Consider the following 15,546-nt stretch of genomic DNA (forward strand, 5'->3'; position numbering starts at 1 on the left):
ATCGGCCGTCCAGGTTTGCTGGGGCATCTCGCGCCAATTCCAAAATCCAAAATCCAAAATCTCAACCCCGCAACTCCGCCATTCGCTGTTGTGCAAATTGCACAAGGATGTCTACGCCAATCGCCTGGCCAATCTCTGCGGCCTGCTGGAGCGACTCCAGGGCCGCATCTACTTGGCCTAGCGCCGCCTGGGCCGACGAAATGTACAAAATCAAGTTGCGGGCCTGGCTGTAGGGATGATTAATATCAATATAAATTTGCTGTGCCTGCAAAAATGCCTCCAGCGCAGCCGATGTATCCTCCAGCAGACCAGCGCGACTGCACAGCGCATTGGCATAGCCCAATCGAGCGCCCACCTGCTGATAGGTGGCAATGGCTTCGTCATAGAGGGCGATCGCCGCATCACATTGTTTGAGAAATTGCAGCACATCGGCTTTGGCTTTTAGCGCATTGGCATAGCCCAATCGAGCGCCCACTTGCTCATAGGTGGCGATCGCTTCGTCATACAAGGCGATCGCCGCTTCCCGTTGGTCGAGAAATTGCAGCACATCGGCTTTGGCTTTTAGCGCATTGGCATAGCCCAATCGAGCGCCCACTTGCTCATAGGTGGCGATCGCTTCGTCATACAAGGCGATCGCCGCTTCCCGTTGGTCGAGAAATTGCAGCACATCGGCTTTGGCTTTTAGCGCATTGGCATAGCCCAATCGAGCGCCCACCTGCTGATAGGTGGCAATGGCTTCGTCATAGAGGGCGATCGCCGCTTCCCGTTGGTCGAGAAATTGCAGCACATCGGCTTTGGCTCTTAGCGCATTGGCATAGCCCAATCGATCGCCCACTTGCTGACAGGTGGCGATCGCTTCGTCATACAAGGCGATCGCCGCATCACATTGTTTGAGAAATTGCAGCACATCGGCTTTGGCTTTTAGCGCATTGGCATAGCCCAATCGAGCGCCCACCTGCTGATAGGTGGCGATCGCTTCGTCATACAAGGCGATCGCCGCTTCCCGTTGGTCGAGAAATTGCAGCACATCGGCTTTGGCTTTTAGCGCATTGGCATAGCCCAATCGATCGCCCACCTGCTGATAGGTGGCAATGGCTTCGTCATAGAGGGCGATCGCCGCTTCCCGTTGGTCGAGAAATTGCAGCACATCGGCTTTGGCTCTTAGCGCATTGGCATAGCCCAATCGATCGCCCACTTGCTGACAGGTGGCGATCGCTTCGTCATAGAGGGCGATCGCCGCATCACATTGTTTGAGAAATTGCAGCACATCGGCTTTGGCTCTTAGCGCATTGGCATAGCCCAATCGAGCGCCCACCTGCTGATAGGTGGCGATCGCTTCGTCATACAAGGCGATCGCCGCTTCCCGTTGGTCGAGAAATTGCAGCACATCGGCTTTGGCTCTTAGCGCATTGGCATAGCCCAATCGAGCGCCCACCTGCTGATAGGTGGCGATCGCTTCGTCATACAAGGCGATCGCCGCTTCCCGTTGGTCGAGAAATTGCAGCACATCGGCTTTGGCTTGTAGCGCATTGGCATAGCCCAAGCGAGCGCCCACCTGCTGATAGGTGGCGATCGCTTCGTCATACAAGGCGATCGCCGCATCACATTGTTTGAGAAATTTCAGCACATCGGCTTTGGCATTTAGCGCATTGGCATAGCCCAAGCGAGCGCCCACCTGCTGATAGGTGGCAATGGCTTCGTCATACAAGGCGATCGCCGCATCACATTGTTTGAGAAATTGCAGCACATCGGCTTTGGCTTTTAGCGCATTGGCATAGCCCAAGCGATCGCCCACTTGCTGACAGGTGGCAATGGCTTCGTCATACAAGGCGATCGCCGCTTCCCGTTGGTCGAGAAATTGCAGCACATCGGCTTTGGCTTGTAGCGCATTGGCATAGCCCAAGCGATCGCCCACTTGCTGATAGGTGGCGATCGCTTCGTCATAGAGGGCGATCGCCGCTTCCCGTTGGTCGAGAAATTGCAGCACATCGGCTTTGGCTTTTAGCGCATTGGCATAGCCCAAGCGATCGCCCACCTGCTGATAGGTGGCGATCGCTTCGTCATACAAGGCGATCGCCGCTTCCCGTTGGTCGAGAAATTGCAGCACATCGGCTTTGGCTTGTAGCGCATTGGCATAGCCCAATCGAGCGCCCACCTGCTGATAGGTGGCGATCGCTTCGTCATACAAGGCGATCGCCGCTTCCCGTTGGTCGAGAAATTGCAGCACATCGGCTTTGGCTTGTAGCGCATTGGCATAGCCCAAGCGATCGCCCACCTGCTGATAGGTGGCAATGGCTTCGTCATACAAGGCGATCGCCGCATCACATTGTTTGAGAAATTGCAGCACATCGGCTTTGGCTTGTAGCGCATTGGCATAGCCCAAGCGAGCGCCCACCTGCTGATAGGTGGCAATGGCTTCGTCATACAAGGCGATCGCCGCATCACATTGTTTGAGAAATTGCAGCACATCGGCTTTGGCTTTTAGCGCATTGGCATAGCCCAAGCGATCGCCCACTTGCTGACAGGTGGCAATGGCTTCGTCATACAAGGCGATCGCCGCATCACATTGTTTGAGAAATTGCAGCACATCGGCTTTGGCTTGTAGCGCATTGGCATAGCCCAAGCGATCGCCCACTTGCTGATAGGTGGCGATCGCTTCGTCATAGAGGGCGATCGCCGCTTCCCGTTGGTCGAGAAATTGCAGCACATCGGCTTTGGCTTTTAGCGCATTGGCATAGCCCAAGCGATCGCCCACCTGCTGATAGGTGGCGATCGCTTCGTCATACAAGGCGATCGCCGCTTCCCGTTGGTCGAGAAATTGCAGCACATCGGCTTTGGCTTTTAGCGCATTGGCATAGCCCAATCGAGCGCCCACCTGCTGATAGGTGGCGATCGCTTCGTCATACAAGGCGATCGCCGCATCACATTGTTTGAGAAATTGCAGCACATCGGCCAGCTTTTCCTGAACATAGCCATAGCTCCCGCGCTCTTCTTCCTGGGGCCGCCACTCCTCCACCAAACGGCGATACAAGGCCTCTCGCAGGTCGTCATAGCCCGAAAGCTGCATCCAAAAATCACATTGGCTATACTGCTCCCCTGGCTGCGTTTCTCTCGTCAGCCAGTCCAGCGCCATGCCATACTGCCCCAGTTCGCAGAGATGATGAAACACCTCCAAATAGTCTTGCAGCAGATCGGTTTCTGCCTGCCGCAGATTCTCTTGGCCCCTCATCTGCTGCAAAGGTTGCACCCGCTCGGCAAAGTGGCTCACGGCTCGCCCATGAGCAGTGGACTGGTCGCCGGCCCGGCGCTGGGCCAGTTCTCGCACCTGGGGCTGCCAGCGAAAGAGTCGCGGTCCTTCGCGGCCAGCAGCAGGCAGCCGTTGCAGCAGCGATCGGCGCTCAAGCTGGCCCAGGTCTGCCTCGGCTTGGGGAGGGTCTACCCCAGCCACGACGGCGGCCGTGGTGGCATCAAAGGGCTGCCGCAAAATGCTGAGCGGCCAAAGCATCTGCCGCAGGCGCTCCTCTAGCCGCCCCGCGCTCCAGCCAAACACCTGCTCCACGCTGAGCTGCCGTTCCCCCTGATAGGGCCCCTCCAGCGCCCACAAATCACCGGGCAAATAGCGCACCTGGGGGTCAGCAGCCTCCTCCGCCAGCAGCCACCCCGCAATCAGCACCAGCGACAGCGGATAGCCCCCCACGCGCCGCGAAACCGATTGCAGTTCTTCATCCCCGCCCAACACGCCCTTTTGCCGGAGCAGTGCTGCCCCTTCTTCCGGGGTCAACCCTTCCGTTAGCGGCAGCCAGCGGGCCGGCAGGCTGGGCGGGCGGTTGCGACTGGTCAGCAGCACCTTGCTGGCTCCCGCCGTCCTCAGCAGCAGCTCAAAAAACTGTCGATAGGTGACGCTCTGCCACTCGTCGCTCTCCGTCAACACGCTTTCCAAATTATCCAGCACCAGCAGATACGCCCCACGGCCAAGCTGCTGCACCAGCGCTGCCCCAAGGCGAATTTCCTCAATCTCCGCCACCTGCTCGGCGGGCATTCCCCAGGCAAACAGGGCGCGTCGAGCCACATCCGGAAAACCGAGCGTCTGGCTCAAATCTGCCCAAAACTTCCCGACAAACTGACGGCTGTCTTCATACACCCGCGCCGCCAGGGTGGACTTGCCAAAGCCCCCCAGCCCATAAACACCAACCAGCGGAATCGCAGCATCCTTGAGCCAGGCATGGAGTTGTGCTTGCTCCTGGGTGCGTCCTTGCCAGTAGGTCAGCGTGGGCAACAGGTCGCTGCCTGCATAGCCCGTCGGCGGGGGTAACTTTGCCCGACCCCCAGCAGGCGGCTCCAGTCAAGGGGTTGGGGGTTGGTTTCCCAGATTAAAAATCGGATTGCCCTGAATTTGAAATACGGGCTGGTTTGGGTCGTTTACCTGAAGCCCTTGTCCTCCAAATACCTGCTGAACGTTTCGCCCTTGAACCTTATCGATGTTGATAATCTGGTGAATTTCCTGCGCCAGTTTCCGCAGTTCCTCCGCAAAATCTGGATGCTGCTGCATCATCCGCTCTAGCCAGCCCTCTAGCTTCTGGCGCTGGTCGGGTGAGGTTTCTGCGGCGGCCATGGCCTGCTCTAGCTGCCGTTGCTTTTCGGGATTGAGTCGCCGCAAAATCGCCTGCCGCAGCGCTTGCCCCTTTTGCCTCGCTTGGTTTATGGCTTCTTCGGTCAAGAGTTCGCCCACCTTTTCCAGGCTGGCATCGAGCAGTTTGGGCAGGGCATAGGCCAAAATCGTCCCAGCCGGGATGGAAAGCGGGTCAATCATAGCGCTGTAGGAAAGGAGAAGAAGATTTTCCTCCGTTATATCCGATATATTTCTGATCTGCTCCGGTCTGCTCCGGTCTGCTACGCCCAAACGCTGCAATAAACTTGTCGAAAAACTTGTCGAAAATGGTGCCGCCTCTGCCGGAGGCTCCGGCACGGAGTCAAAACCCTACAAGCTGCTGAGAAAATCCTTAATTGCCTGGGGCTGGTCGTAGGGGCGGACAAATTGGGCAAGCTGCTGAATCTCTAGATTTGGGAAAAATTGGCTGTGGCTGACGGTGCGATAGGCCTTTCCGCGCAGGTCATACAGCGTCAGGTCGCCCGCCTGCCAGACCAGCACTTCCGGCACGCCTAATCCCTGATAGACTGCCAGCTTGTTGATGCCGCCACTGCTCAGGTTCACTTCGATGGCAAAGTCGGGCAACGGCTTGAGCGTGTTGATGCAGCAGCACTCGTCTGGCTCTAGCCCACGGGCAGCAGCTTCCTGACGAAAGGTGGTGGAACCGTAGCCGTGCAGGGGAATATCCACCGCTTCGGCATAGCGCTCGATCAGCCGCGCCAGCACTTTCTTGACTAGCTCATGTTCGGCGGAGGGCATGAAGATCTCTAAGGTTCCTTCCAGGTAGATCAGCCGCAAGCCGGGATAGTCGCCCAGGGTTGCCAGCAGGCTATCGTACTGTTGCCAGGTTACGCCCGACAGCAGCACGCGCTGGTCTTCGGCATTCAAAGCAGGCTGGAAAGAAGAAACCATAGCCATAGCATAGCGCCGAGTATCGCTGCGGCTAGGCAGCCCCAACGCCGGAAGCTGCCAGCGCCGGATTATCCCTCGTCTCGCCGTGGCGCGTCTTTGAACAGGCGCAGATCATCGGCCTGGGACACCAGCCATTGAAAATAGTCGGTTTGCTCGATTTGCGCGACTTCTTTTTGGCGCTTGGTTTGATCCACTTCGATTCGTAATTTGCGAATTTCCCGCTTCAGGGCTTCTTCCTGCTGCTTGCGCTGGGTAATGTCGATGCAGCTTCCTTCGTAGTAGAGCAGGTCGCCCGATTCGCTGCGAATGGCCCGCGCCCAGGCCGATGCCCAAAAGCGGCTGCCATCCTGGCGGCGGGCTGCGTATTCAAAATCTTTGATTTCGTCCTGAGATTCGAGGCGCTGCCGCAGGTCTTGCTGCTGGGCAGGGTCAACATAGAGCTGGGCCGTTGCGCCGCGAACGGACTCTAGCATTTCGCCGGGGGAGGTATAGCCAAACAGGCCCGCCATTGCCCGGTTGACTTCTAGATAGTCGCCATCCAGCGCCATCCGAAAAATGCCCTCCACTGCGTTTTCAAAGATGCCGCGATATTTGGCTTCGGCAATTCGCAGGGCATCTTCGGCCTGCTTGCGATCGCTGATATCTTGAATTGCCGTCAACAGGGTGTGCTGCCTGTTAAACCCAAACGGCCGCATCGACAGCAGCCCCCAAAACACGCTGCCATCGGCCCGCCGAAACAGCAGTTCTCCGCGGTAGGTCTGGTTTTGGGCGATCGCCTCCAGCACCGAAACCCGCTCCTCCGGCTGAGCGTAAAAATCGACCGTAGACTGGGCCAGCAGGGCCGCTGGCGACAGCCCCAGCAAATCCCCCAGCCGCTCATTGGCATACAAAATTCGCCCCGTTTCCACCTCGGCGATCAGCAGCCCCACAGGCGTTGCCGCCGTAATGGATTGAAACTGCTCCTCTCGCTGCCGTCGCTCTTCCTCGACCTGCTGCTGCAAGTCGGTTTCCACTAGCATCGAATGCTCCGTTGCGGTTTCCAACAAGATCTCTAGATCCGTCTTTTCCTGCTCCACTTCCGACAAAATCTGGTCAGAATGGCCCGTCACCATGTTCAGCAAAACTTCTAGGTCAGCCTTTTCCTGCTGAGTTTGCAAGAGCTGCTGACGTAGCTGCTCGACTTGCTGTTGTAGGGCAATCACCTCCGAAAGCAGCGGGTCGGGGGCCTGCTCAGAAAGCGATACGGACGTGCCCATAGTGATTGACCGAAAGCGTGAGTCGAAAATCGAGAGCCAGAATTTGCCAGAATTCCCAGGATAAGTCCCGGTCGATCAGAGAGAACAGATAGAAGCGCCCTAATCAAACTGGAGCTTGAGCGTGGGTAGCAATCGCTGCAAATTGGGCAGCGACTTGGTTTGCCAGGGAATCTCATTTGATCCCTGAATCACTAGTTGGATCTGGCTATTTTGTCGCACCTTGATCACAAATTTGGACAGGGTATTAATCCCAGAGCTATTGAGAAACGCCAGCTTTCGCAAATCGAGTTCCAAATTTTGGGGTTCCTGCTTGACCACTTCATCCAGCAGTTGAGCAATCGGCGCGTATTCGTCGGGCCCGCCCAGACGCAGCGCCCCTTGGCAGGTCAATGTCTGCGTCTCTGCGTCATACCAGATTTGATAGTCGTCGTCCCGGAGTTCCATAGCGCTCAACTTAATCTTTGCTGATTCTAATGCATCTATCGTCTGTCGTAGCTTATCCATCTTGCAGCCTAGACGGGCATTTTAACCATCGTGGTGACGGCGGTGAGGGGCGGTTCTGCGGGCAGGGTTTCAAACTTCCATCCCAGGCGGGCGGCATAGCTGGTCAGCATAATCAATAGCCCCAGCCCCGACCCAGAATTGGCATCATCCAGGGCGTTGGCTTCCAGCCGCTGGATGTAAAGCTCGTCGGGATCGCTGGAAACAATTTCCTGAATCAGCGTTTGGAAGCGGGTGATGTCGTCGGATTTGATGCTGTTTGTGACGTAAAAAACCAGCGCGTCGCTGTGCAAATGGAGCTGAATCTGAATCGGAAAAGCGGAGGTTTCGTCACTAAACTTCATCGCGTTTTCCAGCAGTTCATTTGCAATAAAGCTTACGGCATCGCGAACCTTATCTTGCTGAGAGGGAGATGATAAATCATCTTCGCCGGGAAAGAAGGTCGTCATGTAGTCGGCCACGAAATCGGCCGAGAGTCCGTTCACGCGCCAGCGCTGGCGGATGGGCGCAGAACTGGGGGAAAAAGCCAGCGACAGGAATTCCTGACTGGGGGGATAGTCGTCTTGAAAATCGCCAAAGATTTGCAGCATTAAACCAATGATTAACCGATGACTAACCGATCACCTGGGCAACGACGCGGCGGAGTTCCTGACTGAACGGGTGATCGGGATACCGCAGGAAAAAGATGCCGTTGCTGGCCAGGTAAATCATTTCTTCGGACAGGGTGAACACGCCTGCAACGGGCACTTTGTAGGTCTGGGTGACCTGTTCTCTGAGGGCGTTTTGATCCATGCTGCTGAGGACTTTGTTGACGATGAGCAGCATTTGGCGGGCATCGAGCTGGCGGGCCACGTCTACCGTGACGGCGGTGCCTTGAAAGTCTTGCTGGTCGGGCCGCAGGATCAGCAGCACCAGGTTGGAAACGGCGATTGATAAGAGGGTTTCTTTGTTGAGGCCGGGGTGGGTGTCGATTAGCAGATAGTCGATTTCAAGCTGGCGGACGAGCTGGCGCAGTCCGTCGTTGAGCAGGCGAAAGTCATAGCCCTGGTTGAGAATGCGGGCGATTTCGTCAGCGTTGACGCTGGAGGGGACGAGAAACACCTGGCCGCCGCTGGGGTTAGAGGAGGGGGGCGTGACATTATAGGCAGCATCGGCAATGGTGCAGCGGCCCCAGAGGTAGTCGTTGAGGGTTTTGTCGATTTTTTGGTCGTCTAGCCCGAAGATGACGTGGATGCCAGGTGAGGGAATGTCGGTGTCGATGACGGCGACTCGGTTACCCTGGAGGGCGATCGCCGTGGCCAGGTTTGCGGTAAGGTTGGACTTGCCTGTGCCACCCCGGTAGGAATGAATCGAAACAATTTTGGCCACAGAAACCTCGACTGGATGACAAAGACCGGATTCACACCTGATTGATGCGCGATTCGCACCTGCTGCATCCCCGATTTGCGGCTACGGCGGGTTGTGATCACCGTAGCGTGTATGGGTTATGTAGCATTTCATCTGAAACCGGGGTGCTATTTGGGCCACTATTCTCTCATTTTTTCGCGTGAGGACAATTTAGCTTTTCGCGTGAACTTTTTTTATCAAAGCGGATTTCTAATCGAGGCGGATTTCTGCGGATTTTGAGCGAAGCGGATTTTGAGCGAAGCGGATAGGGGTTGGAGAGGATGACGGGCGGGTGTCCATCTGAACCGATTCCAGGCTTATTCCAGGCTTATTCCAGGCTTCCATACAGGCTTATTCCAGCCCTACATCCAGCCCTATTCAGCCAATCGCCGTTTGAATTGTTCGGCTTCTTGCTGAATCTGGCGAAAATAGTCAGTTTGGGTGATTTCGGCGACCTGGCGCTGGCGTTTGGCCTCGTCGATTTCGATCTGAAGCTGCTGCACTCGCTGCTGGAGGGACTGTTCCTGCTGTTTTCGCTGGGTGATGTCAATGCACATGCCCTCGTAGTAGAGGACTCTGCCCGCGCCATCGCGCACGCTCCGCGCCGACTCTAGGAGCCACATCACGGTGCCGTCGCGGCGATACACCTGGTATTCAAAATTTTTGACTTCGCCGTGCTGGGTGAGCAGGGATCGAAAGCGATCGCGCTCTTGGGGGTCTACGTAGACCTGCTGGGTGATGTCGCCGACGCTGGCCATGAGCTCGGCAGGACTGTCGTAGCCATACATGCGGGCGATCGCCGGATTGGCGCTGAGATACTGACCATCGGGCGTGGTTTGGTAAATCCCCTCGGTGGCGTTTTCAAAGATGCTGCGGTAGTTGGCTTCGGCGATTCGCAAGGCATCTTCGGCCCGCTTGCGCTCGGTGATGTCTTGAAAAGCGGCGATCGCATAGACCACCTGCCCTTTTTCGTTGTAGATCGGGCTGGCCCAGACCTCCAAGGGAACCGTGCGATCGCCCTGGCGCAGCACCATATCGTCTACCGTGCTGCTCTCGCCCGTCAGTGCCCGCACAATCGGCAGATCTGCGGTAAGATATAGCCGCTCTGCGCCCGCCTGATAAACCTGGTAGGTTTCCGACAATTGATCAGTCGCCACCTGCGTTATGGGGATATACCCCAAAATCTGCTGTGCCATGCGGTTGGCATAGTAGGAGCGACCGCCGCCATCTACCACAAACACGCCCACGGGCACTGCTTCGAGAAACTGCGCCAGTCGATGTTCGCTTTCCCGCAGCGTTTCCTCTGCCTCGCGCTGAAGCTCTGCCTCCACCGTGTCGGAGTGTTCGGTGGTCATCTCTAGCAAGATTTCCAGGTCAGATTTTTCTTGGCGGAGGGTTTCCAGTTCAGCACGGAGTTGGGCGATTTCCAGGCGTAGAGACTGCTCAACGGCAGGGTCTGAAGACGGGGCAGAACAAGGCTCCTGCATGATTTCAAGTCCGAATTTCAAGTCCGAATTTCAAGTCCGAAGCGAGTCGTGGAGCATGTCCCTAAACCATACCGCTTGTTTCTCTAAATCTCCAGACAAATCTCCAGATATTTTGTAGGTTTTTGGGAAATTGTTGACCTCACTGTAACAGTTCTTGAATTTCAGCTTTTGCGTGGATCACCTGGTCGCTGAGCAGGCGCACCACCCAGTCCAGCCGCCGCAGCGCAAGTTGGGGATTTTGCTGGCGCAGGGTGTTGAGGGATGCTGCTGATAACCAGTGCAGCGTGCTGGGGATATCGGCGATCGCCGTTACGGTATGCATGGCCTCGCTAGCGGAGCAGACTTCTTTGCCAACGATGATCTCCTACTTCCAGCAACTTCTGGGGCAGCAACTCATCTCGAAGCGCAAGATGGCTATCCATCCAGCAGCCTACCCAATAGCCACAATCTGGCGAACCAGGCGATCCATTTCTTGCGACAGGGGATGGTCAGGATAGCGAACCGCAAACAGATCGCTGCTGCCAAGCTGCATCATCTCCTCACAGTTGGGCAAGACTGCGCCGATTTCGTTGCTATAGATCGACTCGACCTGCCTTTTCAGGTCTTCCACATCCACGCTGGCCAGCACGCGATTGATCAGCATGAGAATCTTGGGAACGCGCAGCTTTCGCGCCAAATCTAGCACCACCGCCGTTCCCTGAAAATCTTGCTGGTCGGGCCGCAGCACCAGCAGCAATAGGTTTGACATGGCCAGCGCCAGCAGCGTCTCTTCGTTCAGTCCGGGGTGCGTGTCGATCAGGACGTAGTCGAGATTGTAGGCTTTGACCAGATCTTGTAGCCCGCTCCGCAGCAGGCGCACATCGTATCCTTCACGCAACACGCGAGCGATATCCTCGGCAGAGCTTTTGGACGGCACTAAATAGACTGCGCCTTCCCCAGTTTTGAAGTCTGGCACGGTGACATCGTAGGCGCTTTCGGCAATCGTACAATCGCCCCAGAGGTAGTCGTTGAGGGTGTTTTTCATGCTGTTGGGTTCCAGCCCAAATAGGACGTGAATCCCCGGCGACTGGATATCGGTGTCAATCACGCCGACGCGCTGTCCGTGCTTGGACAGCAGGGCCGAAAGGTTGGCTGCGGTGTTCGATTTGCCCGTGCCGCCTCGAAAAGAGTGAATAGAAACAATCCGTGCCATTTAGCTCTGCTCGTCTGAATATGAAGGGGTGCGCTTGTAAGGAAGTGCGATGGGGGGGGATGCCGCTGATGGAGACTGCTAATCGACGCTGCCGTGATATGCTGCTTAAACAATTTTCTCTGATTTTTCTCTAAAGAAGGCGATCGCCTTCCTCAAACCATATCCTAATCAGAACCGTGCAGAGTTTACTCCGCTGAAAATCTTCAAGATTACCCACGTTCTTGCCAGAAGGCTCTTTTAAGGCTGCTATTTCCTGCTATTTCTAGGCAGCTACTTCTTGAAAGCGCCCGACAAAGCGTAGTCGGTTCTGCTCGTCTTAGCCCTCGTTTTCACTTGCGGCCCGCTTCTCTAGGCGGGATGCAGTAAGGTGATGAATAGAATCCAGCAGGCAGGGTATGAGCGAGTTGATTTTGTTTTGGCATCGCCGCGATTTGCGAATTGCGGATAATGTGGGGCTGGCAGAAGGGCGATCGCGCTCGGCAAAAGTCATTGGCGTGTTTTGTCTCGATCCGGGTATTTTGCAGCGGGACGATGTGGCCCCGGTGCGCGTGGCTTATCTGCTGGGCTGCTTGCAAGACTTGCAAACGCGATACGCCAAAGCAGGCAGCCAACTGCTGATCTTGCACGATGACCCCGTGAAGGCGCTGCCTCGACTGGCCAACGCCCTGGGCGCTCAGGCTGTGTACTGGAACTGCGACGTGGAACCCTACGGGCAAGAGCGCGATCGCCAGGTTGCCGCTGCCCTCAAGGAAGCGGGCGTAGAATATCAGGCGTTTTGGGACCAACTGTTGCACGACCCCAAATCAATCCTCAGCGGCTCCGGCACGCCCTACACGGTCTATACGCCCTTTTGGAAAAACTGGAGCAGCAAGCCCAAGGCTGAACCCGTAGCGGATTTGCAAAATGCCGAAGGGCTGACGGATTCTGAAAAAGATGCGGCAACCAAAGCGGGGGCGATCGCCCTGCCCAAGCTCAAAGATCTCGGTCTGGTGTGGGATGGAGGCTTCATTCTGGAACCGGGCGAAGCGGCTGCCCAAGAGCGGCTCACGGAATTCTGCGATCGCGCCATGACCGACTATCAAGCACAGCGCAATTTGCCCTATGAAGACGGTACCTCCAGGCTGAGCGCCGCGCTCAAGTTTGGGGCGATCGGCATCCGCACCGTCTGGGCTGCCACGCAAACCGCCCAGGAACAGACCCGCAGCGACGAAGCCCAGGAGGGCATCCGCGTCTGGCGGCAGGAGCTGGCCTGGCGCGAGTTTTATCAACACGTCCTATATCACTTCCCCGAACTGGCCGACGGCCCCTACCGCGAACCGTTCAAAGCCTTTCCCTGGGAAAACAACGAGAAACACTTCCAGGCGTGGTGTGAGGGGCGCACGGGCTATCCGATTGTGGATGCAGCCATGCGCCAGTTGAATGAAACGGGCTGGATGCACAACCGCTGCCGTATGATCGTCGCCAGCTTTTTGACGAAAGATTTGATCATCGACTGGCGCTGGGGCGAAAAGTATTTCATGCAGCGGCTGGTCGATGGCGACCTGGCGGCGAACAACGGCGGCTGGCAGTGGAGCGCCTCCAGCGGCATGGACCCAAAACCGCTGCGGATTTTTAACCCCGCCAGTCAAGCGCAAAAGTTTGACCCAGAGGCGGAATACATCCGCGAATGGCTGCCAGAATTGCGCGGGCTGGAAACTGCACAACTGGTGACAGGGATCATTGATGCGGGCGATCGCCGTTCTTGCAACTATCCTGCGCCGATTGTCGATCACAAAAAGCGACAGGCCCTGTTCAAGCAGCGGTACGCCGACGCGAAAGGAAACAAGCAGGGATAAGGGACAGTTTCCAACATTAAGCTGAACATCCAGAGAAACATCCAGCCGCAATTCTGCCTAGCCGCGCAGCCCCAAATCCGCCGCAACGCGATGGGCGCAGGCAAAGCCCGAAAAAGCGACTGCGTTTAACCCCTGTCCCGGAAAGGTGCTGTCGCCGACACAGTAGAGTCCAGGGATAGCGGTGCGGTTGAAGGGCATTCCCAGCAGGCCCAGCAGCTTGCGTCGGGGAATGGGGCCGTAGGAACCGTCTACGCGACCGAGAAAGCGGCGATGGGTGCGGGGCGTGCCCGCTTCCTGAAAATCCAGCCCAGCGGCAAGACCTGGAAAAATGGCTTCGAGGCGATCGCACAATGCTGCGGCTACGTCTTCCTTCTGGGCTTCGTACTCGCTGGGCGAGAGGCGTTGCCAGTGGTCTACCCAATCGGGCGTGAAGGTGTGGATGATGTGGTAGCCGTCGGGCGCGAGGCTGGGATCGAGCAGCGTGGGAATCGAGACAAAAATCGTGCCCCTGGCGGCTTCGATGCGGCTCCAGTCTTCTAGCAGAATGTGGTGACACTCAGTATCAGGCGGCAGCACGTCGGCCCTCACCCCCAGATGCAGGCTGAAGAAGCTGGGCGACTTGCGATAGCGCTGCTGCCATTTTTGCTCCGACTTGGGTAGCACGGCAGCGGGCAGCAGTTTTTCAAACGTATCCCAGCGAGTGGCGTTGGAAATGACGCGGCGGGCGCGGTAGGTTTTGCCTGAGGCCAGCCGCACGCCAACCGCGCGACCGTTTTCCATCAGGATCTCCGTGACGCGGGACTTGTAAAGGATTTTGCCGCCTGCCTTTTCCAACCCTTCTGCTAGTTTCTGGGCAATCTGCCCCACGCCGCCCCTGGGATAGTTGATGCCGCCATAGTGGCGATCGCTAAACACCATGCCCGCATTGATCATGGGGGTCAGGTCTGCGGGCACCACCGACCAGCAGTAGCATTCCATGTCGATGAAGCGCAGTAGGTCTGGGTCAGAGATACAGCGACGGGCAATGTCGCCCACGTTTTGCGGCAAATATTTCACCAGCCCTAGACAGGCAAAGGGATGCTGAAAAAACACACGGGTTAGGTAGCGTGGCTCCTCCAGAGACAGCAGTTCCATCGCGTTGAGGCAGTTAAACACCGCCCAGCACTCGTCATAAAACTGGCGGATGCCCTTCGCCTCATGGGGAAACTTGGCAATCAGTTCTTGCAAAAATTTCTCATATTCGCGATGCACTTTGAGATCCAGACCGCCGGGTAAATGGTAGTGAATCTGCACCGGATCAGGAATCGTCTCGATTTCCATGCCCACGGCAGCCAGCGCCCGCGTCAGCAGGTTTGTCGTGCCCTGGTTGCCAAACCCAAAAATCATCGACGCGCCCACATCGAACCGATAGCCCTCCCGCTCAAAGTAGCCCGCGCTGCCCCCCGGAATCAGGTAGCGCTCTAGCACCAGCACAGATGCCCCCTTTGCCGCAAGCTGGGTGGCCGTCACCAGGCCGCCAATGCCTGACCCAATCACGATCGCATCGAACGCTGTGCCGTCTGGGGGAACGGGGGAAAGGGGCATGGGCTGGGTAATGGAGGCATCGGTCTGCATAGAGTATTTTTGCAGCTAGTTTTTGCGGCGAGTTAGGTGTGCGGCTAGTTTAGAAACTCTCGTTTCTTAGGGATAGGACGTATCCCGTCTTACAAACTCCTGTGGTCACACCAGTCTTCTGGGCTGAGCGGCGATGCTTTGATCCCCCCTTAACCCCCCTTGCTCAAGGGGGGAACCGATCCCCCCTAACCCCCCTTGCTCATAGGGGAGCCGATCCCCCCTAACCCCCCTTGCTCAAGGGGGGAGCCGCTCCCCCTAACCCCTCTTGAGCAAGGGGGGAGCCGAAGCAGGAAGAACTGGATCGGAAGTCCCCTTTATTAAGGGGGATTGAGGGGGATCTTTCAGAGCCTGACGCAAACGACCGAGATGTGTGGACACAGTAGTTCCTAGAAGAGGACGCTGTAGGGGCGATCGCACTTTACGCACTCTATTTCAGTCCTCTTCAGTCCTCAATCTATCAGTGTATCGGACTGGCTGCCGCTTCTAGACACGTCGCTAGTCGATAAAAAAGCAAAAATAAATCGGACTTACGCACCTGCGATTAAACTTTCTGGGAGTTGGAGGATTTCTCGCGGGCTGCGCCCGCGAGAAATCCTCCAACTGCGTAAGCCCTGAATAAAAAGGCAAAAAAAGGGGGACTGGTCTGTTGACCAACCCCACCTGCCGATCCTTTGAGAGGAGAACACTAAAAAGAATGTACTCTTATTGAAAGTAA

At 56.6% G+C, this 15,546-nt stretch carries 12 protein-coding genes; 1 reads left to right on the forward strand and 11 read right to left on the reverse strand.

The genetic code is table 11. The features are described 5' to 3' along the window. Nucleotides 1–61: 61 nt before the first annotated feature. The 10 genes from HPC62_RS08660 to HPC62_RS08705 form a co-directional block, all read right to left on the reverse strand. Nucleotides 62–4,276 (reverse strand): tetratricopeptide repeat protein, encoded by a 4,215-nt coding sequence (locus tag HPC62_RS08660; protein WP_172354869.1) that lies wholly within the window; start codon nt 4,274–4,276, stop codon nt 62–64. Nucleotides 4,277–4,342: 66 nt separating this feature from the next. Further along, nucleotides 4,343–4,810 carry a hypothetical protein gene (locus HPC62_RS08665; RefSeq protein WP_172354871.1) on the reverse strand — a complete coding sequence of 156 codons (468 nt, stop codon included), beginning with the start codon at nt 4,808–4,810 and terminating at the stop codon, nt 4,343–4,345. A gap of 168 nt (nt 4,811–4,978) precedes the next feature. Further along, on the reverse strand, nt 4,979–5,560 hold the full coding sequence (locus HPC62_RS08670; protein ID WP_172358857.1) for a Uma2 family endonuclease: 582 nt from the start codon (nt 5,558–5,560) through the stop codon (nt 4,979–4,981). Nucleotides 5,561–5,628: 68 nt separating this feature from the next. Beyond that, nucleotides 5,629–6,816, reverse strand: a complete 1,188-nt coding sequence (locus tag HPC62_RS08675) for a PAS domain-containing protein (RefSeq protein ID WP_172354873.1) — start codon at nt 6,814–6,816, stop codon at nt 5,629–5,631. A gap of 99 nt (nt 6,817–6,915) precedes the next feature. Then, the gene (locus HPC62_RS08680; protein WP_172354875.1) at nt 6,916–7,260 is read right to left on the reverse strand and encodes a slr1659 superfamily regulator; all 345 of its coding nucleotides are present in this window, start codon (nt 7,258–7,260) and stop codon (nt 6,916–6,918) included. 68 nt (nt 7,261–7,328) lie between these two features. After that, nucleotides 7,329–7,907, reverse strand: coding sequence for a DUF6272 family protein (locus HPC62_RS08685; protein WP_172354877.1), 579 nt, complete (start codon nt 7,905–7,907; stop codon nt 7,329–7,331). Nucleotides 7,908–7,929: 22 nt separating this feature from the next. Then, complete coding sequence (locus tag HPC62_RS08690; protein WP_172354879.1) at nt 7,930–8,685, reverse strand: MinD/ParA family ATP-binding protein; 756 nt, start codon at nt 8,683–8,685, stop codon at nt 7,930–7,932. Nucleotides 8,686–9,077: 392 nt separating this feature from the next. Beyond that, nucleotides 9,078–10,190: a PAS domain-containing protein gene (locus tag HPC62_RS08695; protein WP_172354881.1), complete on the reverse strand. Its 1,113-nt coding sequence runs from the start codon at nt 10,188–10,190 to the stop codon at nt 9,078–9,080. 139 nt (nt 10,191–10,329) lie between these two features. Then, a complete protein-coding gene (locus HPC62_RS08700) occupies nt 10,330–10,512 on the reverse strand; it encodes a cyclic nucleotide-binding domain-containing protein (RefSeq protein ID WP_172354883.1) in 183 nt (60 codons plus the stop codon). A gap of 108 nt (nt 10,513–10,620) precedes the next feature. Then, entirely contained in the window at nt 10,621–11,382 is a 762-nt protein-coding gene (locus HPC62_RS08705; protein ID WP_172354885.1) for a MinD/ParA family ATP-binding protein, read from the reverse strand. Nucleotides 11,383–11,777: 395 nt separating this feature from the next. Here HPC62_RS08705 and HPC62_RS08710 point away from each other — a divergent pair, with 395 nt between their 5' ends. After that, nucleotides 11,778–13,217 carry an FAD-binding domain-containing protein gene (locus HPC62_RS08710; RefSeq protein ID WP_172354887.1) on the forward strand — a complete coding sequence of 480 codons (1,440 nt, stop codon included), beginning with the start codon at nt 11,778–11,780 and terminating at the stop codon, nt 13,215–13,217. A 57-nt stretch (nt 13,218–13,274) separates the two neighbouring features. On the opposite strand, the gene crtH is transcribed toward HPC62_RS08710, so the two are convergent. After that, a complete protein-coding gene (crtH, locus tag HPC62_RS08715) occupies nt 13,275–14,801 on the reverse strand; it encodes a carotenoid isomerase (RefSeq protein ID WP_172358858.1) in 1,527 nt (508 codons plus the stop codon). Nucleotides 14,802–15,546: the final 745 nt, after the last annotated feature.

This window comes from Thermoleptolyngbya sichuanensis A183 (assembly GCF_013177315.1).
GTDB classification, from domain to species: domain Bacteria; phylum Cyanobacteriota; class Cyanobacteriia; order Elainellales; family Elainellaceae; genus Thermoleptolyngbya; species Thermoleptolyngbya sichuanensis.